Origin of the sequence: Pseudomonas sp. K2I15, from assembly GCF_002204795.1 — a bacterium.
Lineage (GTDB): Bacteria > Pseudomonadota > Gammaproteobacteria > Pseudomonadales > Pseudomonadaceae > Aquipseudomonas.
In genome coordinates this window covers 92389-113255 of the sequence record NZ_NIXO01000008.1, presented here as the reverse complement: position 1 = coordinate 113255, position 20867 = coordinate 92389, and the positions used below count along the sequence as shown (strand labels likewise).

Genomic DNA, 20867 nt, shown 5'->3' with positions numbered 1-20867 from the left:
TGAGGACGCGGTCGCTCACCCCACTGATGCTTTATTTTTTAACCGGTGTGACGTCGAGAATCGTGCCGTTAGTGGTTTTGAGCAGCACGTACTTGTCGTTGACACGGGCCCACTGGCTGTCTTCTTCCGGCTGCTTCAGGCCATGTTTCTTCCAGTCGGCGACGGCTGATTCCTTACGCATCAGGATGTCCGGCGCGCGGTCGCCAGCCTTGAGATCGCGGGTATTGATATTTGAAGGCTGCACGGTTTTTTGCGGGCTATCAGCGGCCTGGACGGTAAGGCTGGCGGCAGACAGGCTCGCGGCAACCAGCAGGCAGGCTACAAGGGACTTGGACTTCATGGGCACTTCCTTCAATGAATGACGCGTAAAGATTCCGACCGCACGCGCGGGGAATCATTCAGCGCAGTGATTGAAGCGGCAGATGGATGGGCGGCCAACGACCGGGCCGGCGATTAATCAGATAAGATTGGTTCTTTTTTCCAGCTGCTCAGGATGTCCAATGACTGGTACCCACCTCACTATCATTATCGTGACCGTGCTCACGCTGCTGGCGCTCTACGTCTTCGGCACCTACAACGAACTGGTAGCCCTGCGCGACCGCAGCAAAAAAGCCTTCGTCCAACTCGGCGAGGCCCTGCGTCAGCTTGATGCTGCGCGACATGGCATGGCCGCGGGCGAAGTGATCACCGGGCTGGAACAACGCGTGACGTTCTCCCGCCAGCTCTTCACCGACTCGGTCACCAACTACAACACCTACAAACACAAATCGCCGACGTCGGTGGTGGCGAACCTGTTGGGGCATCGTGAAGATGCCAGCCTGTCAGGGGTTGAGGACAAGCGAACGGCCTGATCTGCCGACGCTTACACAGGTGCACGCTGACGTGTCGGCGTGCCCTGATGAAACACCATCTGCCACTGCCCGCCGCTCTCGCGCCATACTGAACTGCGCAACGACTCCCCCGCCGCATTTGCTTCCGTCGCCGCCCGATGACAGCGATACGTCACTAATGCCACCCCTTCGGCCAGCACCTTCAATACAAAGTCACTGATGCGTCTGGCGGAAAACACCTCATCCTGCAGCCCGTCGATCACCTCGGCCTTACTGCCCCACACATTGCCGCTGGCACCAAATTCGACAAAATCATCCGCCAGCAACACCGACAACCGCGCCGCATCTGCACGGGTTGTGCACTGGTGCAGCTCGTGTTCCAGCCCTCGCAAATGCTCCGCCAACTCCATACCCATTGCCCTCGTGAAATTAATCCTGTAATTTTTCATGAAATTTCTTGATAAGAATTTCACGAAACGCCCATGAACAAGCAAGAAGAACTGGACGCCCTGGCGATCCTGATCCACGACCTGCGCAAGCACAAGAAGCTCACCCTGGCGCAACTCGCGCAAAAAATCGAGCGCTCGGTGGGTTTCCTGTCACAGGTTGAACGCGGCCTGTCGCGCCCCACCGTGGCCGACCTGACCGCCATCAGCCACGCCCTCGGCGTGCCCACCACCTATTTCTACAGCCTGTCCAAACCCAAGGCGGTGGCCTGGGTCACCCGCCCCAACGAGCGGCGCACCGTGTACTACGCCAACGGCATCACCGACATCCTGGTGTCGCCGAGCATGCACGGCGCGTTCTCGATGCTCGACAGCCAATTGGCCCCCGGTGCCAACAGTGGCGAACAGACCATGAGCGACCGCGCCGAACAGGCCGGTTATGTGCTGGAAGGCGAGTTGACGCTGTGGGTCGAGGGCGAGGCCGAATCGGTCACCCTGCGCACCGGTGACAGCTTCCACCTGGCCAGCTTCGCCCACTGCCGCTACGGCAACCTGACCGACCTGCCAGCCCGCGTGCTGTGGGTCTACAACTAGGAGCAACACCCGTGAAAAGCCATGCTTCCACGCTTTTGGCCGAAGTCCGGACCTTTCGCCAGAACCATCCCGATGTACGCTACGTCGACCTGATTGCCCTGGACATTCCCGGGCATTTCTACGGCAAGCGCTACCCGGTGGAGATGCTGGAAAAGGTCGCCGCCGGCAGCCCGCTGAAACTGCCGCAAAACGCGGTGCTGCTGGGTGCCCAGGGCGGCCTGTTCAAGATTGGCGACTACTGCTTTCACGACGGTGACCCGGACGCCAATCGCCGCCTGGTGCCCGGCACGCTCAAGCCAGTGAGCTGGGAAACGCAGCCGCTGGGCCAGATGTTGATCACCTCCGACGGCACCGAAGCACCGATTGAATTCGAACCTCGTGAAGTGCTGGCCAAGGTGCTGGAGCGCCTGCACCACAAAGGCATTCACCCGGTGGTCGCGTTTGAGCTGGAGTTCTACCTGTTCGATAAAAAGCTCAGCGACGGCCTGCCGCAATTCGCCCGTGACCCGCTGAGTGATGACGCCGACGACCAGCCCAACCTGCACATCGAGCGCCTGTCGCGCTTTGCGCCGGTGCTGGATGACATGGTGGAAACTGCCAAGGCCCAGGGCATCGACATCACAGTGATCACCGCCGAGCTGGGCCCCGGCCAGTTCGAGATCAATTTCGGCCACCTGGAAGACGGCCTGCGCGCCGCCGACTGGGCCGCCCTGTTCTGCCGCAGCACCCGGGGCGTGGCCCTCAAGCATGGCTACCGCGCCAGCTTCATGGCCAAGCCTTACCTGCAACACCCCGGCAGCGGCATGCACGTGCACGTCAGCCTGTACGACGCAGCAGGTAATAACCTGCTGGCGGCCCATCAGCAGCAACCGTTGCGCCACGCAGTGGCCGGCTGCCTTGAGCTGCTGCCGCACTGCATGCCGATCTTCTCGCCCAACCACAACGCCTTCCGCCGTCTTGGTGGTACGGTCAATGCGGCAACCCGCGCCTGCTGGGGTTTTGAGGACCGCGACGCCTGCGTGCGCATCCCGGAATCCGACCCGCGCAACCTGCGGATCGAACATCGCCTGGCGAGTGCCGATGCCAATCCGTACCTGGTGCTGGCGGCGATTCTGGTGGGGCTTGAGCATGGCCTTGACGCTGCCAAAGAGCCCTTCGCCCCGCTGAACGAAGACCGTAACAGCGGCACGGATTTCCCCCTGGAAATGCTTGAAGCAGTACGCGCCATGCAGCATCAGCCGGTGCTGCGCGAAGGCCTGGGCGCGGAGTTTGTCGACGTGTATTGCGAAAACAAACGCCAGGATCATTTGGCATTCCAGCAGGAGATTCATGCCCGGGAATATCGCTGGTATCTGTAGGCGCTGATGGTTAGCCTCTTGGGCATCTCTGGCTACCCGCGGACCTGCCCATGACCGACCAAAGCGCCCCGGCCCTGAAGGAAATCTTCAACGCCGAACGCCTGCAACACATCGCCGCCGAAATGAGCGCGGTGTACCCGCCGTTCGACGCCAAGGGTTTTCTCAAACATGCCAAGGCCGGGCTGGCGGACCTGTCGGTGATGCAGCGCATGGCTCGGGTCAGCGAAAGCCTGCACGCGGTGATCCCGCTGGATTACCCACAAACGCTCAAGCTGTTGTATGCCCTGGCGCCACGGCTGAACAGCGCGTTTGTCAGCCTGTTCCTGCCCCATTACGTCGCCAGTTACGGCGGCGATGATTTCAAACGTTCGATGGCCGCGCTCAAATACTTCACCACCTTTGGCTCCGCCGAGTTTGCCGTGCGCCATTTTCTGCTGAGTGATTTCAAGCGCACCCTGGCGGTGATGCAACAGTGGTCGCTGGATGAAAACGAACACGTGCGCCGCCTCGCCAGTGAAGGTTCACGGCCACGGTTGCCGTGGTCATTTCGCCTGGCCGAAGTGCAGGCCGACCCGAACCTGTGTGCCGCGATCCTCGACAACCTCAAGGCCGACAGCAGCCTCTACGTGCGCAAATCAGTGGCCAACCACCTCAACGACATCACCAAGGACCATCCGGATTGGGTGCTGAGTTTGATTGAAGGCTGGCCTTTGGATAACCCCCACACGGCGTGGATTGCCCGTCACGCGTTGCGCAGTTTGATCAAGCAAGGCAACACCCGGGCGCTGACGATCATGGGGGCGGGGGCCAAGGCCGAGGTGAAGATTCATCAGCTGAAGGTCGAGCCGGCGGTGATCAATCTGGGGGAACGGATCAACCTGTCCTTCAGCCTGGAATCGATTGCCGACACGCCGCAAAAGCTGGTGGTGGACTACGCCATCGACTACGTGAAAAGCGCCGGTCACAGTGCGTCCAAGGTGTTCAAGCTGAAGGCGTTTACGCTGGGCGCTGGTGAACATCACGCGATTAGCCGCGGCCAACATATTCGTGAACTGACCACGCGCAAGCACTACCCCGGCAAGCACGCGGTGCATGTGCTGGTGAATGGGGAGCGGTTGGGCAGTGTTGAATTCGAATTGCTGAGCTGACGACGTTCGCCGCAACAACACAGATCAAATGTGGGAGCGGGCTTGCCCGCTCCCACATTTTGATCCGGTTGCGCCAGCTAAACCTCGCCCAACAAAACCCCCTGCTCCCGCGCGCACAACTCCACCAGGTAATCCCACAACACCCGCAACCTCACCGACTTGTGCAACTCACGCCGGGAGCTGATCCAGTAGCTGCGCTGGATGCTCTCCCCCGGCAGCAGCGGCACCAGGTCCGGGTCGCTCGCTGCCATGAAGCACGGCAACACCGCAATCCCCAACCCAGAGCGCGCGGCCTGGTGCTGCGCGATCACGCTGGTGCTGTGGAACACCACTTTGGGATTGCGGCAAAAGCTGCTGAGGAATTTCAGTTCCTGGCTGAACAGCAGGTCGTCGACGTAATCGATCCAGGCGTGTACCGCCAGGTCCTCGCGCTTTTCAATCGGTGGCGTGCGGTCCAGGTAGCTGCGGCTGGCGTAGAGCGCCAGGCGGTAGTCGGTGAGTTTGCGGGTCACCAACTGGTCGACGCTGGGGCGTTCCAGGTGGATGCTGATTTCCGCTTCGCGGTTGAGGATGCTGACAAAGCGCGGCACCGCCAGCAGCTCCACTTCCAGCCCCGGGTAGCGTTCGAACAGGCCGCCCATGCGACTGGCCAAAAACATCACGCCCAAGCCTTCAGCCACGCCCAGGCGAATCTTGCCCAGGGGCGCGGCGGAATGGGTCAGTTCTTCTTCAGCCAGCAGCGCGACGTTTTCCATGGCTTCGGCGTGCTTGAGCAGGGCCTCGCCGGAAGGCGTGAGTTCGTAGCCCTGGGCGTGCTGCACGAACAGCGCGGTGCCGAGGCTTTTCTCGATGGCCTCGATGTGCCGGGCCACGGTGGCGTGGGTGGTTTTCAGGCGTTGCGCCGCCGTGAGCAGGCGTCCGCTACGCTGTAACTCAAGAAAGAACCGCAGGTCATTCCAGTCGAACATGCCGCCTCCATGGAGTGCTGTCTAAAAACGCACAGCAGCTGGGTAAAAACTAACATTTTTAAGACGAAAACTAACAACTAGGATGGAATCAATAAGAAAAACAAGCGAGACCTCAGATGCCCATTGCAGCTGCTGAATACGATTACGTGGTGGTAGGCGCCGGCCCCGCAGGCTGCCTGCTGGCCAATCGACTGTCCGCCAACCCTGCCCATCGCGTGCTGCTGCTTGAAGCCGGCGGTCGCGATAACTATCCCTGGATCCATATTCCCGTCGGCTACCTGTTCTGCATCGGCAACCCGCGCACCGACTGGTGCTTCAAGACCGAAGCCCAGGAAGGCCTGCAAGGCCGTGCGCTGAGCTATCCACGCGGCAAGGTGCTGGGCGGTTGCTCCTCGATCAACGGCATGATCTACATGCGCGGCCAGGCCCGGGATTACGACGGCTGGGCCGAAGACAATCCCGGCTGGGCCTGGAAGGATGTGCTACCGCTGTTCAAGCAGAGCGAAAACCATTTTGCCGGTGCCTCAGAGTTTCACAGCGGCGGCGGTGAATGGCGGGTTGAGCAACAGCGCCTGCACTGGCCGATCCTCGATGCGTTTCGCGATGCCGCGCAGCAAAGTGGAATCGAGAGCATCAACGACTTCAATCAGGGCGACAACGAAGGCTGCGGTTACTTCCAGGTCAACCAGAAATCCGGGGTGCGCTGGAATGCGGCCAAGGCGTTTCTCAAGCCGATTCGTCAGCGGCCCAATCTGACGGTGATGACTGAAGTTGAAGTCGACCGCGTATTGCTGGAGAACGGCCGTGCGGCGGCGGTGGTCGGTCGCCAGCAGGGCCAACCAGTCACTTGGCGGGCACGCAAGGAAATCATCCTGTGCGCCGGTTCCGTAGGTTCGCCCGGCATCCTGCAACGCTCCGGCATCGGCCCTTCCAGTGTGCTCAAGCCGCTGGGCATCGACGTACTGCACGAGTTGCCCGGTGTCGGTGGCAACCTGCAGGATCACCTGCAACTGCGCCTGATCTACAAACTGGAAAACGCCCGCACGCTGAACCAGATCGCCGGCACCGTGTGGGGCAAGATGGGCATGGGCCTGCGTTATCTTTACGACCGCAGCGGCCCACTGTCCATGGCGCCCAGCCAGCTTGGCGCATTCGCCCGCTCCGGGCCGGAACAGACGTCGGCCAACCTCGAATACCACGTGCAGCCGCTGTCCCTGGAGCGCTTCGGCGAACCACTGCACGCCTTCCCGGCCTTCACCGCCTCGGTGTGTGACCTGCGCCCACAAAGCCGTGGCCGCATCGACATTCGCTCGGCCAACCCGGCAGACGCGCCGCTGATCCGCCCCAACTACCTCAGCCACCCGCAAGACCTGCGCGTGGCCGCCGACGCCATTCGCCTGACCCGGCGCATCGTCTCGGCGCCGGCCTTGAAGCAGTTCAACCCGGTGGAATACCTACCCGGCGCAGACCTGCAAACAGACGAACAGCTGCAAGAAGCCGCCGCGCGCATCGGCACCACGATTTTCCATCCGGTGGGCACCTGCCGCATGGGCAGCGACAAGGACGCGGTGGTCGACGCGCAACTGCGGGTGCACGGCGTTCCCGGCCTGCGCATCGCCGACGCGTCGGTCATGCCACGTATCACTTCAGGCAACACCTGCTCACCCACGCTGATGATCGCGGAAAAAGCCGCGCAGCTCATCCTTTCGCCGAACACAAGGAGCCTCGCCCCGGAGAAAGAACTGACTTTACCGGCTTGAACTTACCTTACCGGCTAGACCTGTGGGAGCGGGCTTGCTCGCGAAGAACGCAAAGACACCGCGTTAATCCAGAATGCACGCGTTATCGTTGACGTTTTTCGCGAGCAAGCTCGCTCCTACAGTGGAATAGCGGCGCTGAAACTGGCGCCGACAGTGGAACAACAATAAATAATCACTGTGAGGGCTACCCAATGTCAGAACACGCTCAACCCCTGGACCCGGCGCTCGGCGCACGCTCGAGCAACGACACACAGAAAGTCATCTTCGCCTCTTCCCTCGGGACGGTGTTCGAATGGTATGACTTCTTCCTCTACGGCGCCCTCGCGGCGGTGATCAGCAAGCAGTTCTTTGCCGGGGTCAACGACACCACGGCGTTTATCTTCGCCCTGATGGCCTTCGCCGCCGGCTTTGTAGTGCGCCCCTTCGGCGCGCTGGTGTTCGGCCGGCTGGGTGACATGATCGGACGCAAGTACACCTTCCTCGCCACCATCATCCTGATGGGCCTGGCGACCTTCTGCGTGGGGTTGCTGCCAACCTATTCGAGCATTGGCATCGCCGCACCGATCATCCTCGTGGCGCTGCGTATGCTGCAGGGCCTGGCGCTGGGCGGCGAATACGGCGGCGCAGCCACTTACGTGGCTGAGCACGCCCCGGCGGGCAAGCGCGGTTTCCACACCAGCTGGATTCAATCCACTGCGACCCTCGGCCTGCTGCTGTCGTTGCTGGTGGTGCTGGCCTGCCGTTACTTCACCGGTGACCAGTTCGAAGTGTGGGGCTGGCGCCTGCCGTTCCTGCTGTCGATCGTGCTGCTGGGCATTTCCACCTGGATCCGCATGAGCCTGCACGAGTCGCCGGCGTTCCTGAAAATGAAAGAGGAAGGCAAGGCCAGCAAGGCGCCGATCCGCGAGTCTTTCGGCAAATGGGAAAACCTCAAGATCGTGCTGATTGCGCTGTTCAGCATCAACGCCGGGCAAGCGGTGACGTTCTATGCCGCACAGTTTTATGTGCTGTTCTTCCTCACGCAGTTTTTGAAGATGGACCCGGCACTGGCCAACATGCTGCTGATCATCAGCGTGGTGATTGGCGCGCCGTTCTTTATCTTCTTCGGCTGGCTGTCGGACAAGCTGGGGCGCAAGCCGGTGCTGATGGTCGGCCTGCTGCTGGCGACCGCGCTGTACTTCCCGATCTTCAAGGGCCTGGCGCACTACACCAACCCGGCGATGGACCACGCCAGCCGCCAGTCGCCGATCACCGTACTGGCAGACCCGGCCACCTGCACCTTCCAGTTCGACCCGGTGGGCAAGGCGCGTTTTGACAGCCCGTGCGACAAGGTCAAGACCTTCCTGGTGAAACAGGGCCTGCCATACGAAAGCGCGGCCGCCCCTGCGGGCAGTGCGGTGCAGGTGAGTGTGGGTGATGTGCGTCTAAACGGTTACGACGAAGCCGCCCTGAAAGGTGCGGTAACGCTGGCGGGTTATCCGCAGTCGGCTGACGTGGCGCAGGTCAACAAGACCATGGTGGTGGTGCTGATCGTCGCACTGATCCTGATCGCCGCCATGTGCTACGGCCCGCTGGCAGCGCTGATGGTGGAACTGTTCCCAACGCGCATTCGCTACACCTCGCTGTCGCTGCCTTACCACATTGGTAACGGCTGGTTCGGTGGCTTCCTGCCGACGGTGTCGTTTGCGCTGGTGGTGTACACCGGCGATATCTTCTATGGCCTGTGGTACCCGGTGGTGATTACCGGGGTGAGCCTGATTGTGGGGCTGATTTGCCTGAAAGAGACCAAGAACGTGGATATCGACAAGAACTAAACCTCGATTCTGCCGACACTTAATATCCAGTGTGGGAGCAAGCCCGCTCCCACATTTGATTCAGTGCCAGACACACAATTTGCTGTATATCCATCCAGATAAAAGTTGCCCATTTCTCATTTATTGCCCATCCTGCTCCCCATTCAATTGCGTAGCGAATGTGGTGACCATGCGGCTGTTCCTCTGTGAAAAACCGTCCCAAGCCAAGGATATCGCCGCCGTGCTCGGCGCGACCCGGCGTGGCGACGGTTGCTGGCTGGGTTCAGGCGTGACGGTGACCTGGTGCATCGGCCACCTGCTGGAAACCGCCCCGCCCGACAGCTACGACGCCAAGTACAAGCGCTGGGTGCTCGCCGACCTGCCGATCATCCCGGAAAAATGGAAGATGCTGGTCAAGCCCAAGACCGCCAGCCAGTTCAAGGCGGTCAAGCGCCTGCTGGGGGAAGCCCAGGAACTGGTGATCGCCACCGATGCCGACCGTGAGGGCGAGATGATCGCCCGGGAGCTGGTGGAGCATTGCCGTTATCGCGGCCCCATCCAGCGGCTCTGGCTCTCGGCACTCGACGACGCGTCGATCCGCAAGGCCCTGGCATCGTTGAAGCCCGGCGCAGAAACCTTCAGCCTCTACCATTCGGCCCTCGGCCGCTCCCGCGCCGACTGGCTGATCGGGATGAACATGAGCCGCCTGTTTACCCTGCTGGGTCGTCAATCCGGCTATCAGGGCGTGTTGCCGGTAGGCCGTGTGCAAACCCCTACCCTGCGCTTGGTGGTTGACCGCGACCGCAGCATTGCCGACTTCGTGCCCGTCGCGTACTGGGCCATCGATGTGGATCTGCTCCACGACAACATCACCTTTACTGCGCAATGGCGTGCTACCGAAGATGCCTGCGACGATCAGGGCCGTTGCCTCAACCCTCAACTCGCCCAGGACGCGGCCAATGCCATGAGCAATGCCGCCAGTGCGCGGCTGGTGAAATTGCGTACCGAACGCATGCGCGACGTCGCGCCCCTGCCCTTCGACCTCGGCACGTTGCAGGAAATCTGCTCGAAAAAACTCGGCCTCGGCGCCCAGGAAACCCTGGATGTTGCCCAGTCGCTGTACGAAACCCATAAAGTGATCACTTACCCACGCAGCGATTGCGGCTACCTGCCCCTGAGCCAGCACAGCGACGCGCCGAAAATTCTCGCGGCGCTGGGGCGGGCCGACCCGGCAGTGAATGAACTGATGCCACACATCGATCCGAAGCGCCGCTCCCGGGCCTGGAACGACGCCAAAGTCAGCGCGCACCACGGCATCATCCCCACCGGCGCCGGCAAGGATGTGGGGCAACTGACCGGCAAGCATCGCGCCGTGTACACCCTGATTCGTGCCCGCTACCTCGCGCAGTTCCTGCCCAACCATGAGTACGATCGCACCCAGGCCGATTTCGACTGCGCCGGTGAAGCGTTGCGGGCTGTCGGCAAAGTCATCGTCGAACCTGGCTGGAAACGCGCATTGCCGCAAGCGCTGGCGCCGGCCAAGGGCCGTGAAGCGCCTGCGCCACAGTCGTTACCGACATTGGTTCAAGGCCAGGACTACGCCGTGGCCAAGGTCAACCTCAAGGATCTGTGGACCCAACCGCCCAACCCCTTCACGGAAGGTGACCTGATCAAGGCGATGAAAAACGTCGCCAAACTGGTGGAAGACCCGCTGCTCAAGCAAAAGCTCAAGGACACCACCGGGATCGGCACCGAAGCCACCCGCGCGGGGATTATCCAGGGCCTGCTGGACCGCGGTTACCTGGTGAAAAACGGCAAGGCACTGTCGGCAACGCCTGCGGCGTTCAGCCTGATCGATGCGGTGCCACGGGCAATCGCCGATCCCGGCACCACGGCCATCTGGGAACAGGCGCTGGACATGGTGCAAAGCGGTGAGATGAGCCTGGAAGAATTCGTCGCCAAGCAGGCAGCGTGGATGAGCAAGCAGGTCACACGCTGCACCGGCATGCGCCTGACCATCAGCGGCCCGGCCAGCCCGGCAGGACGGGGTGCCACCCCCTGGAAAAACAAACGCAAACCGGCCAAGCGCAAGACCGCCGCCAGCCCCAAACGCGCGGCAAAACCGGCAAACAAGGGCTGAGAAGCACTAAAAGTCGCGACAATGACGTTTTTCGACGGGATATACGCCGCTTTGGACCTTGCCCTGCCGTGAGCCGTCTAGGATTCTGTAGGAACTGCTGACTTCCTAACAACAACACCGGAGTGGCCGCCATGAAAACCGTCGCACAAGTGCTCAAGTCCAAGGACCAAAAGAATCAGGACGTCCACACCATCAAGTCGCACCAGACTGTCATGGAGGCGTTGATCCTGATGGCCGCGAAAAACGTCGGTGCCCTGCCGGTGGTGGATGAGGGCAAGGTGATCGGGGTGATCAGCGAACGTGACTACGCCCGTAAACTGATCCTCAAGGGGCGCTCATCAGCCACCACTGCGGTCAGCGAGATCATGAGTTCGCCGGTGATTACCGTCGACACGCACCAAAGCGTCGAGAAGTGCATGAACATCATGACCGACAGTCACCTGCGCCACCTGCCGGTGGTCGAGGGTGGGAAACTGCTGGGCTTGCTGTCCATCGGTGACCTGGTCAAGGAAGCGATTGCCGAACAGGCCGACCTGATCAAACAGCTGGAGCAGTACATTCGCGGCGAATAATCATTGGGGACCCCATGCTCGATACCCTGCAACATCAGGTCGATGACCACCTCGACAGCCTGCACCGGGCCATGGCCGCACGGCGCTTCCTGGTGCTGACCGGTGCGGGTATCAGCACCTCTTCGGGCATTCCAGATTACCGGGACAGCGAAGGCGTGCGCCGGGGCAAGGCGCCGATGATGTATCAGGAGTTTTTGGCCACCCCGGAGGCGCGCCGGCGTTACTGGGCACGGGCGATGCTCGGCTGGCCGAGGGTGCGTGTCGCGCAGCCGAACCAGGCGCATATCGCCCTGGCCACTTTGCAGCAGCGCCAGCGCATTACCGGGCTGATCACGCAGAACGTCGACACCCTGCACGACCAGGCTGGCAGCCATGAAGTGATCGAGCTGCACGGCAGCCTGCACCGGGTACTTTGCCTGGATTGCCAGCAGACCAGCGAGCGGGGCCTGATCCAACGCCAAATGGAGGCCGAGAATCCGTACCTGGCGGGTGTGGACGCGGTTCAAGCACCAGACGGCGACACTTTGCTGGACCCGGCCTTTGAAGGGCGCTTTCAGGTGCCCCGCTGCCCGCATTGCGGCGGGCAACGGTTGAAGCCGGATGTGGTGTTTTTCGGCGAGAACGTTGCCCAGGGTACCGCCGCCAAGGCGATGCTGGCCGTGGACGACGCGCAAGGATTGTTGGTGGTGGGATCGTCGCTGATGGCTTATTCAGCGTTTCGCCTGTGCAAGGCAATGGTTGAGCAAGGCAAGCCCGTGATTGCCATCAACTTGGGCAAGACACGGGGCGATGAGTTGCTGCAGCTCAAGATTGAAGCGTCCTGTGAACACCTGTTGCCGTTGTTGGTAGAGCGCCTGGGATAACACAATGCTGCTTTTCTGTGGCGAGGGAGCTTGCTCCCGCTGGGCTGCGCAGCAGCCCCAAAGCCGGCGACCGAGTTATTCCCGAAGAACGGCAGTCAGCCTAATGGGGGCGCTTCGCACCCCAGCGGGAGCAAGCTCCCTCGCCACAAAAGCATTGCCAGCTCTCTCGACCCACCCGCACAAAAAATGACGCCCAAGTCACGCTTTCCGTCTTCACCCCCACCCCGCAAGGAATTATGTAGTGCTAAAAAATAATCACTACATAATCGTTGACGTAACCATTTTGTAATTGCATGATTCAAGCGTCTCCCGGATCGGGAGCGTTGGTAACAAGCGTTTTGAACAAGCTCGTCTGACCGCCGAGCTGTTTTTTCCGGATGTGCACTGCCCACAAGGCAGATTGATGAAGCTGACCGGCCCGAAAGGATCGGTACAAGGAGCTCAAACGCTGCTTGTCTTCGTTATGAAACCATTGCGTAGCAGTTCATCAGCAAGACTACATGCATCAGGTTCAAGACCCTGCCCGTATTCGGCAGACAGTCGCTGACGCCCGGTTTTCTGAGCCGGAGACAACTTAGTCGTTTTAATGGATCAACTAAAGATCGCCAACTGGTCAAGGGGCTTACACATGAATCTGAACAACCAACCAACTATCGATGAATTGGCTGAGATGTTCGCAGCGCAGAAAGACACGCTCGACGACCATATCCTCTGGATTGGTAAATCGGGCCAGGTCCATATTGACTGCCTGGCGCCCCACACCGTGGAAGAAGAGTTCGACAAGGATCACCGTGAGCTCGCAGCGCGCCTGAAGATGTACCGCCGCGGCCAGGGTTATGTCGGCAAGAAAGCCGCCGCCGATCGCAACTTTATCGAGCAGGTCTTTCATACACTTAATACTGAGTGGCAGAACCTTAAAGGCCATTCACACGTTAAAGTGATCGACAGATACTGCTGATAACTACGCACTTATCACTTAAGCCTGCTCGCTTAAAACGAGCAGGCTTTTTTATTGCCGGTGTTTATTGCAACAAGGCCGGGAAACGCCCCTTCCCTGCTTCATCTCGAAAAATATCAAACATGGCCTGGGCCGCTGCCGAGAGTTCATGCCCAGGCTTGGTCAATACACCAATCGGCCGTTCAATCACCGGATCGCTCAAGGTGATGCAGTGGGCGCCCGCTTCCTGCATTTGCAGGGCACACAGCGCTGGCACCGCACTCACGCCCAGGCCACTGGCGACCATCTTGCCTACTGTCGCCAACTGATGGCTTTCCAACGCTACCGGCAGCTTCATGCCCAGTGCCCCAAGGTGCTCTTCCAACATCACCCGTACGGTGGATGGGCGTTGCAGCGTAATGAAGGGTTGCTCCAGCAACGTTTTCCAGTCGATGTCGGCCATCTGCGCCAACACCGAATCACCCGGCACTACAGCAATAAACCGGTCCACATACAGCGGCGTAAACACCAGCGACGAGCTTTCCGAAGGCTCAAACGCCACGCCCAGCTCCACCTGGCGGTCCCGGACCATTTCCAGCACCTGCTCATTGATCACGTCATTAACTGTCACATTGACCTGTGGATAGCGCGCCCGAAAAATCTTCAGTATCGGCGGCAGCAAATTACCGGCGAACGATGGCATCGCCGCCACCGTCACCCGCCCGCGCTGCAAGGTGAAGCGCTGGCGCAACTCATCCTCGGCGTTGTCCCAATCGGCGATCAGGCGCCGGGCCAGGGGCAGCAGGGACTCACCTTCGGGTGTCAGCGCGACATTGCGTGTATTACGGCTGAACAAGCGCCCGCCCAGGCCTTCCTCCAGGCCTTTGATGGTCAGGCTCAACGCCGACTGGGAAAGATGCAGGCGCTCACAGGCCGCCGCAAAGCTTAAGGTCTGGGCCACGGCAAGAAAGGCGCGCATCTGTTTAACTGTCATGAAGCTTCTCCCAACGGCGGACGACTATGCCGTTTTTTAAATCAATCAACCTTAAAAAACAACTTAACAAATCAATCCGTCGGCGCAACACTCGGTTCATATGGCTGGCCCACAAACAATAAAAGAGGTGCATATGGCAGGTTTTGATAAACGCGTAGCGTCCTATGAAGAGGCGCTGGCAGGCCTGGAAGACGGCATGACGGTTCTCGCCGGTGGTTTTGGCCTGTGCGGCATCCCGGAAAACCTCATTGCCGAAATCAAGCGCAAAGGCACCCGCGACCTGACCGTGGTTTCGAACAACTGCGGCGTCGACGGCTTCGGACTGGGCGTGCTGCTGGAAGGCAAGCAGATCAGCAAGGTCATCGCTTCCTACGTCGGTGAAAACGCGCTGTTCGAGAAACAACTGCTCAGCGGCGAAATCGAAGTCATCCTGACACCCCAAGGCACCCTCGCCGAAAAAATGCGCGCAGGCGGTGCCGGCATCCCGGCCTTCTTCACCGCCACCGGCGTTGGTACTCCCGTCGCCGAAGGCAAGGAAACCCGCGAGTTCAACGGTCGCCCGTACCTGATGGAAGAGTCCATCACCGGTGACTTCGCCATCGTCAAAGGCTGGAAAGCCGACCATTTCGGCAACGTGATCTACCGCCACACCGCCCAGAACTTCAACCCGCTGGCCGCCACCGCCGGCAAGATCACCGTGGTCGAAGTCGAAGAAATCGTCGAACCGGGCGAGCTGGACCCGGCGCATATCCACACCCCAGGGATCTACGTCGACCGGGTCATTTGCGGCACCTTCGAGAAGCGCATCGAACAGCGCACACTCCGCAAATAACCCACCAGCCCAAATAATAAGGAGACAAAAAATGGCGCTTACCCGCGAACAAATGGCTCAACGCGTCGCCCGCGAAATGCAGGACGGTTTTTACGTCAACCTCGGCATCGGCATTCCGACCCTGGTGGCCAACTACATCCCCGAAGGCATGGAAGTGATGCTGCAATCGGAAAACGGCCTGCTGGGCATGGGCCCCTTCCCGACCGAAGAAACCATCGACGCCGACATGATCAACGCCGGCAAACAGACCGTCACCGCGCGCATTGGCGCGTCGATCTTCTCCTCGGCCGAGTCCTTCGCAATGATTCGTGGCGGCCACGTCGACCTGACCGTGCTCGGTGCCTTCGAGGTCGACGTGCAGGGCAACATCGCCTCGTGGATGATCCCCGGCAAGCTGGTCAAGGGCATGGGCGGCGCGATGGACCTGGTGGCCGGTGCCGAGAACATCATCGTGATCATGACCCACGCCTCCAAGGACGGTGAATCCAAACTGCTGAGCCAGTGCAGCCTGCCGCTGACCGGCGCCAACTGCATCAAGCGCGTGCTGACGGACCTGGCCTACCTGGAAATCGAAAATGGCGCTTTTGTCCTCAAGGAACGCGCACCTGGCGTCAGTGTTGAAGAGATCGTCAGCAAGACAGCCGGTAAACTGATCGTCCCGGACCACGTTCCAGAAATGCACTTCCAGTGAGGACAGATTCCATGCAAGACGTCGTGATTGTTGCTGCCACCCGCACCGCCGTGGGCAGCTTCCAAGGTTCCCTGGCAAACATCCCGGCCCCGGAGCTGGGCGCTGCGGTGATCCGTCGCCTGCTGGAGCAAACCGGCATCGACCCTGCGCTCGTGGATGAAGTGATCCTTGGCCAGGTGCTCACCGCCGGCAGCGGCCAGAACCCGGCCCGCCAGGCATCGATCCTCGCCGGCCTGCCCCACGCCGTACCGGCCCTGACCCTGAACAAGGTCTGCGGTTCGGGCCTCAAGGCCCTGCACCTGGGTGCGCAAGCGATCCGTTGCGGTGACGCCGAGGTGATCATCGCCGGCGGCATGGAGAACATGAGCCTGGCGCCGTACGTACTGCCCGCCGCCCGCACCGGCCTGCGCATGGGCCACGCCAAAATGATCGACAGCATGATCACCGACGGCCTGTGGGATGCGTTCAACGACTACCACATGGGCATCACCGCCGAGAACCTGGTGGACAAATACGGCATCAGCCGTGAAGCCCAGGACGCCTTCGCCGCCGCCTCCCAGCAAAAAGCCACGGCCGCTATTGAAGCCGGGCGCTTTAGCGATGAGATCACGCCGATCCTGATTCCCCAGCGCAAGGGCGACCCGGTTGCCTTCGCGGTGGACGAACAGCCACGCGCCGGCACCACTGCAGAGTCCCTGGCCAAGCTCAAGCCGGCGTTCAAGAAAGACGGCAGCGTCACCGCCGGCAATGCGTCGAGCCTCAACGACGGCGCGGCTGCGGTGCTGTTGATGAGCGCGGATAAAGCCAAGGCGCTCGGCTTGCCAGTGCTGGCGCGTATCGCCAGCTACGCCAACGCCGGTGTCGACCCGGCGATCATGGGCATTGGCCCGGTCTCGGCCACCCGCCGCTGCCTGGACAAAGCCGGCTGGAGCCTGGGCGACCTGGACCTGATCGAAGCCAACGAAGCCTTTGCCGCGCAGTCATTGGCGGTGGGCAAAGAGCTGGAATGGGATGCGGCCAAGGTCAACGTCAACGGCGGCGCGATTGCCATCGGCCACCCGATTGGCGCGTCAGGCTGCCGTGTGCTGGTGACCCTGCTGCATGAAATGATCAAGCGTGATGCCAAGAAAGGCCTGGCCACATTGTGTATCGGTGGCGGTCAGGGTGTAGCACTGGCGCTCGAACGCAGCTGATTTCCAAGAGCAACATGGAAAAGGCCCGTTGTGGCGAGGGGGCTTGTCCCCCGTTGGGCTGCGCAGCAGCCCCAATAAGTCGACCACGTTGTTTCAGGTAGAACTTCATCGCAGGTTTTAGGGCCGCTTCGCAGCCCAGCGGGGGACAAGCCCCCTCGCCACAGGTCTGCTGTCAGCTAAAGCAGCGGGTGCTCAGTCTCGCGCCTGCGGCACCGCAAACACCGCACTCGCCCGCACCACCACTTTCTCCCCCACCTGCACGCTGACCGTGGCGAACGCCATCTGCCGCCCGCGCTTGTGATGCTCCAACCGCACCTCGATCCACTCTCCCACCTGCACTGCACCGAGATAATCCAAAGTCATGCTCGCGGTAATCAGCGGTAAGGGCGGCTCGCTGGAAAACGCCATGGCGTAGCCCATGCCAACATCCGCCAAGGTGGCCAACACCCCGCCATGCACGGTGCCGCGCCCGTTGGCGTGACGGTTGTCGGCGCGCAGGCCGATTTCCAGCTGCAACCCCTCGCCACGGCAGTACACCGGGCCAAGCAGGTCCAATAGCGGGCTGCTGCGAGGCAGCGACACAAAACCTTCGGGGATGACATGGGCAGTCATGGCGGATTCTTCCTTGGGGGTAAGGCAGCAGATTTACTCCGCCCGGTGCATCCGGACCATCAAGATCAGCCCGGCAAATCTGCGGTGATAAGCCTAACGCTTCATGCAGCGCTGATAACGCTCATCCACGCGCTTGGCAAACCAGGCCGTGGTCAGGTTGCGGGTAATCTTCGGGCTTTTCAGCATGATGCCCGGCAGGATCGCCCGCGGCAGGGGTTTACCCGCGGCCTTGTCGGCCAGGGCGAACACGCGCAGGTACAGGGTGGTGTCTTCAAAATCGAGGCGCTCGCCCTGCTCCAGTTGGCTGCGGATGCTCGGGTTGCGCATGTCCAGCCTCGTGCCCAAGGAGCGTACTGCCAGCTCGGTGGTGCCGGGCAGGAACGAGCCGTAGTTGATCAAGTCACCGTCCAGCGCCAGCGTGGTACCCGAGACGCGGCTGACCGCAGCCTGGAACGCCGCATTGCGGCTGGCGTACCAGCCGGCGTTGAAGTCGGCGAAGCGATACAACATCTGATCGTAGTTCACCGGATAGCCCAGCAGATGGGTGATGCCAAAGTACATGCCGCCACGGCGGGTGAATACTTCCCGCCGGATGCTGCCATCCACGGTGTAGGGATAATCCCGGGCCTGCTTCTGTGCGAAGTCGATGCTGACCTGCATCGGGCCTGCGGTATGCACTGGGTTGAAGCCGCCAAACAGCGTATTGCCCAGGGGCACCACGCTGATGAAGTCGTCGAAGATCCCGCTAAGGTCCCTCTCGGTACGCGCAGCACTCAAGCGTTCGGCATAAGACTTGCCCGTGGGCGAACGCAGTTGCAAGGCCGTACGCACCAGCACCGCAGGCACATGGACTTTGGCGGCGCGGCGCAGGATTTCGTCCTGGGCGATCTTGCCCATGTTCGGCACCGGCGGGTCGACCTGGTAAGTGGACTCCTGCTCGGTCACGGCCAGCACGGCGCAGATGTTTTCGGTACTGGGGTAGATTTTCTGCGTATTGAAGGCGGTGTAGATGTCCTGGGCCCAGCCGTTGCGGTCCGGCACGCTGGCCGGCATCAGCCGCACGATCTGCGCCTTCACCTCGGCCTCGCTGCGCTCAGGCAGTTGCTGGGTGCGCTGGCTGGAGCAGCCGGCCAGCACCAGCAAGGTGGTGAGGCACAGGATCAGGCGATGTGAATGCATGGGGCTTCCTTGGGCGACGATGGGCCAGTCATGGCAGATATCGACCGGTAAGTCTAACCGGGGTTCGCCGACCTGCTGCACTCGCCAATAAATGCAGAACATGAAACGATCAGGCACTCGTCGTTCCTACAAGGAGTTTGAATGCCATGCTCAGCCTGAACTTCCTCATCACCTGCCTGATCGTCGTGCTGATTCCCGGCACCGGCGTGATCTTCACCGTGTCCACCGGCCTTACCGCCGGCAAGCGCGCCAGTGTGTTCGCCGCGTTAGGCTGCACCGCCGGGATCGTCCCGCACTTGTTGGCCTCAGTGCTTGGCTTGTCCGCCCTGCTGCACACCAGCGCTTTGGCGTTCGAAGCCCTGAAGTACGCCGGCGCCGCCTACTTGCTGTACCTCGCCTACGCCACCTGGCGGGACCGCTCGGCCTTTGCCATGAACGACACACCGACGATTTCCAGCGCCCGCAGCCTGATGGTACGCGGCCTGTTGTTGAATATTCTGAACCCCAAGCTGACGATTTTCTTCCTGGCGTTCCTGCCGCAGTTCGTCACCCCGGGCGCGAGCGCGCCGGCCCTGCAAATGTTGCTGCTGAGCAGTGTGTTCATGGCGATGACGTTTGCGGTGTTTGTGATTTATGGCCTGCTGGCCAATGTGTTCCGCCGCGCGGTGATCGAATCGCCGCGTGTACAGAACTGGCTGCGCCGCAGTTTTGCGGCAACGTTTGCGGGGTTGGGGCTGAACCTGGCGTTTGCCCAGCGGTAAGTTGCTGGGCAGTATTGAATCGGTTTTTGTGGCGAGGGAGCTTGCTCCCGCTGGACTGCGCAGCAGGCCCATTTTTTAGGGCCGCTTCGCGCCCCAGCGGGAGCAAGCTCCCTCGCCACAGGTTACTCAGATCCCGGCCAGAGCCAAGTCCATCGCAAAGTAGGTGAAGATCAAGTCCGCGCCGGCGCGTTTGATCGAACCCAGGGTTTCCCGGACCACGCGGGCTTCATCGATCGCGCCCGCCTGGGCACCGAACTTGATCATCGCGTACTCGCCACTCACCTGGTACGCCGCCACCGGCAAACGCGAGGCTTCGCGGATGTCGCGGATGATGTCCAGGTACGCACCGGCCGGCTTGACCATCAGCGCGTCCGCGCCTTCCTGTTCGTCCAGCAACGATTCACGCACGGCTTCGCGGCGGTTCATCGGGTTCATCTGGTAGCTCTTGCGGTCGCCCTTGAGCGCGCTGCCGCCGGCTTCGCGGAACGGGCCGTAAAGGGCCGAGGCGAATTTGGTGGAGTAGGCCATGATCGGAATATGGCTGAAACCGGCTTCATCCAACGCCCGGCGAATGGCCTGGACCTGCCCGTCCATCGCAGCGGACGGCGCGATCACATCGGCACCGGCACGGGCAGCGGCCACGGCTTGTTTGCCGAGGTTGACCAGGGTGCGGTCATTGTCGACCTCGGCGCCGTGCATCACGCCGCAATGGCCGTGGTCGGTGTATTCGCAAAAACAGGTGTCGGACATCACGATCATTTCCGGCACCGCATCCTTGATGATCGAGGACATGCGCGAGACCAGGCCACGTTCTTTCCAGGTGTCGCTGCCCGATGCGTCCAGGTGGTGGGACACACCGAAGGTCATCACCGACTTGATCCCGGCTTTGGCATAGCGCTCGATCTCGCCGGCCAGTTTCGACTCGGGAATGCGCTGCACCCCGGGCATGCTGGTGATCGGCACAAAGTCGTCAATTTCTTCTTCAACGAAGATCGGCAGCACCAGGTCGTTGAGGGTGAATTCGGTTTCCTGGAACAGGCCACGCAACTCCGGGGAGCGGCGCAGGCGACGTGGACGGGCTTCGGGGAACTGGCTGGACATTGATGCTCCTGAAAAAAACGGGCCGAGGCACATAGCTTAAGGGCGAAAGCTTATGCCCGGATTGACCGGGAGCACAAACATCCGTTCTATAACAG

21 protein-coding genes are annotated in these 20867 nt (G+C 61.1%); 14 read left to right on the top strand and 7 right to left on the bottom strand.

Translation table 11 applies throughout. The features are described from left to right. Positions 1-31: 31 nt before the first annotated feature. A complete protein-coding gene (locus CEC48_RS08020; protein WP_088423249.1) occupies positions 32-340 on the bottom strand; it encodes an RcnB family protein in 309 nt (102 codons plus the stop codon). Between the two features lie 160 nt (positions 341-500). Between CEC48_RS08020 and CEC48_RS08015 the strand changes: the two genes are divergently transcribed. Continuing rightward, entirely contained in the window at positions 501-851 is a 351-nt protein-coding gene (locus CEC48_RS08015) for a LemA family protein (protein WP_088423248.1), read from the top strand. Between the two features lie 11 nt (positions 852-862). Here CEC48_RS08015 and CEC48_RS08010 read toward each other — a convergent pair whose 3' ends face one another. Continuing rightward, entirely contained in the window at positions 863-1246 is a 384-nt protein-coding gene (locus tag CEC48_RS08010) for a DUF4440 domain-containing protein (protein WP_088423247.1), read from the bottom strand. A 66-nt stretch (positions 1247-1312) separates the two neighbouring features. On the opposite strand from CEC48_RS08010, the gene CEC48_RS08005 reads away from it, so the two are divergent. The 3 genes from CEC48_RS08005 to CEC48_RS07995 are packed head-to-tail and all read left to right on the top strand — an operon-like array spanning position 1313 to position 4376. Next, entirely contained in the window at positions 1313-1870 is a 558-nt protein-coding gene (locus CEC48_RS08005) for a helix-turn-helix domain-containing protein (protein WP_088423246.1), read from the top strand. 11 nt (positions 1871-1881) lie between these two features. Then, positions 1882-3228 (top strand): glutamine synthetase family protein, encoded by a 1347-nt coding sequence (locus tag CEC48_RS08000; protein WP_088423245.1) that lies wholly within the window; start codon positions 1882-1884, stop codon positions 3226-3228. Positions 3229-3278: 50 nt separating this feature from the next. Further along, the gene (locus CEC48_RS07995; protein ID WP_088423244.1) at positions 3279-4376 is read left to right on the top strand and encodes a DNA alkylation repair protein; all 1098 of its coding nucleotides are present in this window, start codon (positions 3279-3281) and stop codon (positions 4374-4376) included. Positions 4377-4453: 77 nt separating this feature from the next. Here the strand turns inward: CEC48_RS07995 and CEC48_RS07990 are convergent, their stop codons facing one another. Next, a complete protein-coding gene (locus CEC48_RS07990) occupies positions 4454-5344 on the bottom strand; it encodes a LysR family transcriptional regulator (protein ID WP_088423243.1) in 891 nt (296 codons plus the stop codon). A 116-nt stretch (positions 5345-5460) separates the two neighbouring features. Between CEC48_RS07990 and CEC48_RS07985 the strand changes: the two genes are divergently transcribed. From CEC48_RS07985 to CEC48_RS07955, 6 genes are all read left to right on the top strand, one after another. Continuing rightward, a complete protein-coding gene (locus CEC48_RS07985; protein WP_088423242.1) occupies positions 5461-7104 on the top strand; it encodes a GMC family oxidoreductase in 1644 nt (547 codons plus the stop codon). Between the two features lie 191 nt (positions 7105-7295). Next, positions 7296-8918 (top strand): MFS transporter, encoded by a 1623-nt coding sequence (locus tag CEC48_RS07980; protein ID WP_088423241.1) that lies wholly within the window; start codon positions 7296-7298, stop codon positions 8916-8918. A 169-nt stretch (positions 8919-9087) separates the two neighbouring features. Next, positions 9088-11037 carry a DNA topoisomerase III gene (locus tag CEC48_RS07975; protein ID WP_088423240.1) on the top strand — a complete coding sequence of 650 codons (1950 nt, stop codon included), beginning with the start codon at positions 9088-9090 and terminating at the stop codon, positions 11035-11037. Between the two features lie 131 nt (positions 11038-11168). Next, complete coding sequence (locus tag CEC48_RS07970; RefSeq protein ID WP_088423239.1) at positions 11169-11609, top strand: CBS domain-containing protein; 441 nt, start codon at positions 11169-11171, stop codon at positions 11607-11609. Positions 11610-11623: 14 nt separating this feature from the next. Continuing rightward, the gene (locus tag CEC48_RS07965; RefSeq protein ID WP_088423238.1) at positions 11624-12472 is read left to right on the top strand and encodes an NAD-dependent protein deacetylase; all 849 of its coding nucleotides are present in this window, start codon (positions 11624-11626) and stop codon (positions 12470-12472) included. A 628-nt stretch (positions 12473-13100) separates the two neighbouring features. Beyond that, positions 13101-13430: a hypothetical protein gene (locus tag CEC48_RS07955; protein ID WP_088423279.1), complete on the top strand. Its 330-nt coding sequence runs from the start codon at positions 13101-13103 to the stop codon at positions 13428-13430. Between the two features lie 64 nt (positions 13431-13494). Here the strand turns inward: CEC48_RS07955 and CEC48_RS07950 are convergent, their stop codons facing one another. After that, positions 13495-14403 carry a LysR family transcriptional regulator gene (locus tag CEC48_RS07950; protein WP_088423236.1) on the bottom strand — a complete coding sequence of 303 codons (909 nt, stop codon included), beginning with the start codon at positions 14401-14403 and terminating at the stop codon, positions 13495-13497. A 133-nt stretch (positions 14404-14536) separates the two neighbouring features. On the opposite strand from CEC48_RS07950, the gene CEC48_RS07945 reads away from it, so the two are divergent. From CEC48_RS07945 to CEC48_RS07935, 3 genes are read left to right on the top strand one after another with little or no spacing between them, the layout of a single operon-like run. Next, positions 14537-15235: a CoA transferase subunit A gene (locus tag CEC48_RS07945; RefSeq protein ID WP_088423235.1), complete on the top strand. Its 699-nt coding sequence runs from the start codon at positions 14537-14539 to the stop codon at positions 15233-15235. Between the two features lie 31 nt (positions 15236-15266). Next, positions 15267-15926 carry a CoA transferase subunit B gene (locus CEC48_RS07940; RefSeq protein ID WP_003211625.1) on the top strand — a complete coding sequence of 220 codons (660 nt, stop codon included), beginning with the start codon at positions 15267-15269 and terminating at the stop codon, positions 15924-15926. Between the two features lie 11 nt (positions 15927-15937). Further along, the gene (locus CEC48_RS07935) at positions 15938-17119 is read left to right on the top strand and encodes an acetyl-CoA C-acetyltransferase (protein WP_088423234.1); all 1182 of its coding nucleotides are present in this window, start codon (positions 15938-15940) and stop codon (positions 17117-17119) included. 192 nt (positions 17120-17311) lie between these two features. Here CEC48_RS07935 and CEC48_RS07930 read toward each other — a convergent pair whose 3' ends face one another. Then, entirely contained in the window at positions 17312-17731 is a 420-nt protein-coding gene (locus CEC48_RS07930) for a PaaI family thioesterase (RefSeq protein ID WP_088423233.1), read from the bottom strand. Positions 17732-17824: 93 nt separating this feature from the next. Continuing rightward, on the bottom strand, positions 17825-18910 hold the full coding sequence (locus CEC48_RS07925) for a DUF1615 domain-containing protein (protein WP_088423232.1): 1086 nt from the start codon (positions 18908-18910) through the stop codon (positions 17825-17827). Positions 18911-19056: 146 nt separating this feature from the next. Between CEC48_RS07925 and CEC48_RS07920 the strand changes: the two genes are divergently transcribed. Continuing rightward, the gene (locus CEC48_RS07920) at positions 19057-19671 is read left to right on the top strand and encodes a LysE family translocator (RefSeq protein ID WP_010172279.1); all 615 of its coding nucleotides are present in this window, start codon (positions 19057-19059) and stop codon (positions 19669-19671) included. A gap of 126 nt (positions 19672-19797) precedes the next feature. On the opposite strand, the gene hemB is transcribed toward CEC48_RS07920, so the two are convergent. Next, positions 19798-20772, bottom strand: a complete 975-nt coding sequence (gene hemB, locus CEC48_RS07915) for a porphobilinogen synthase (protein WP_088423231.1) — start codon at positions 20770-20772, stop codon at positions 19798-19800. Between the last annotated feature and the right edge of the window lie 95 nt (positions 20773-20867).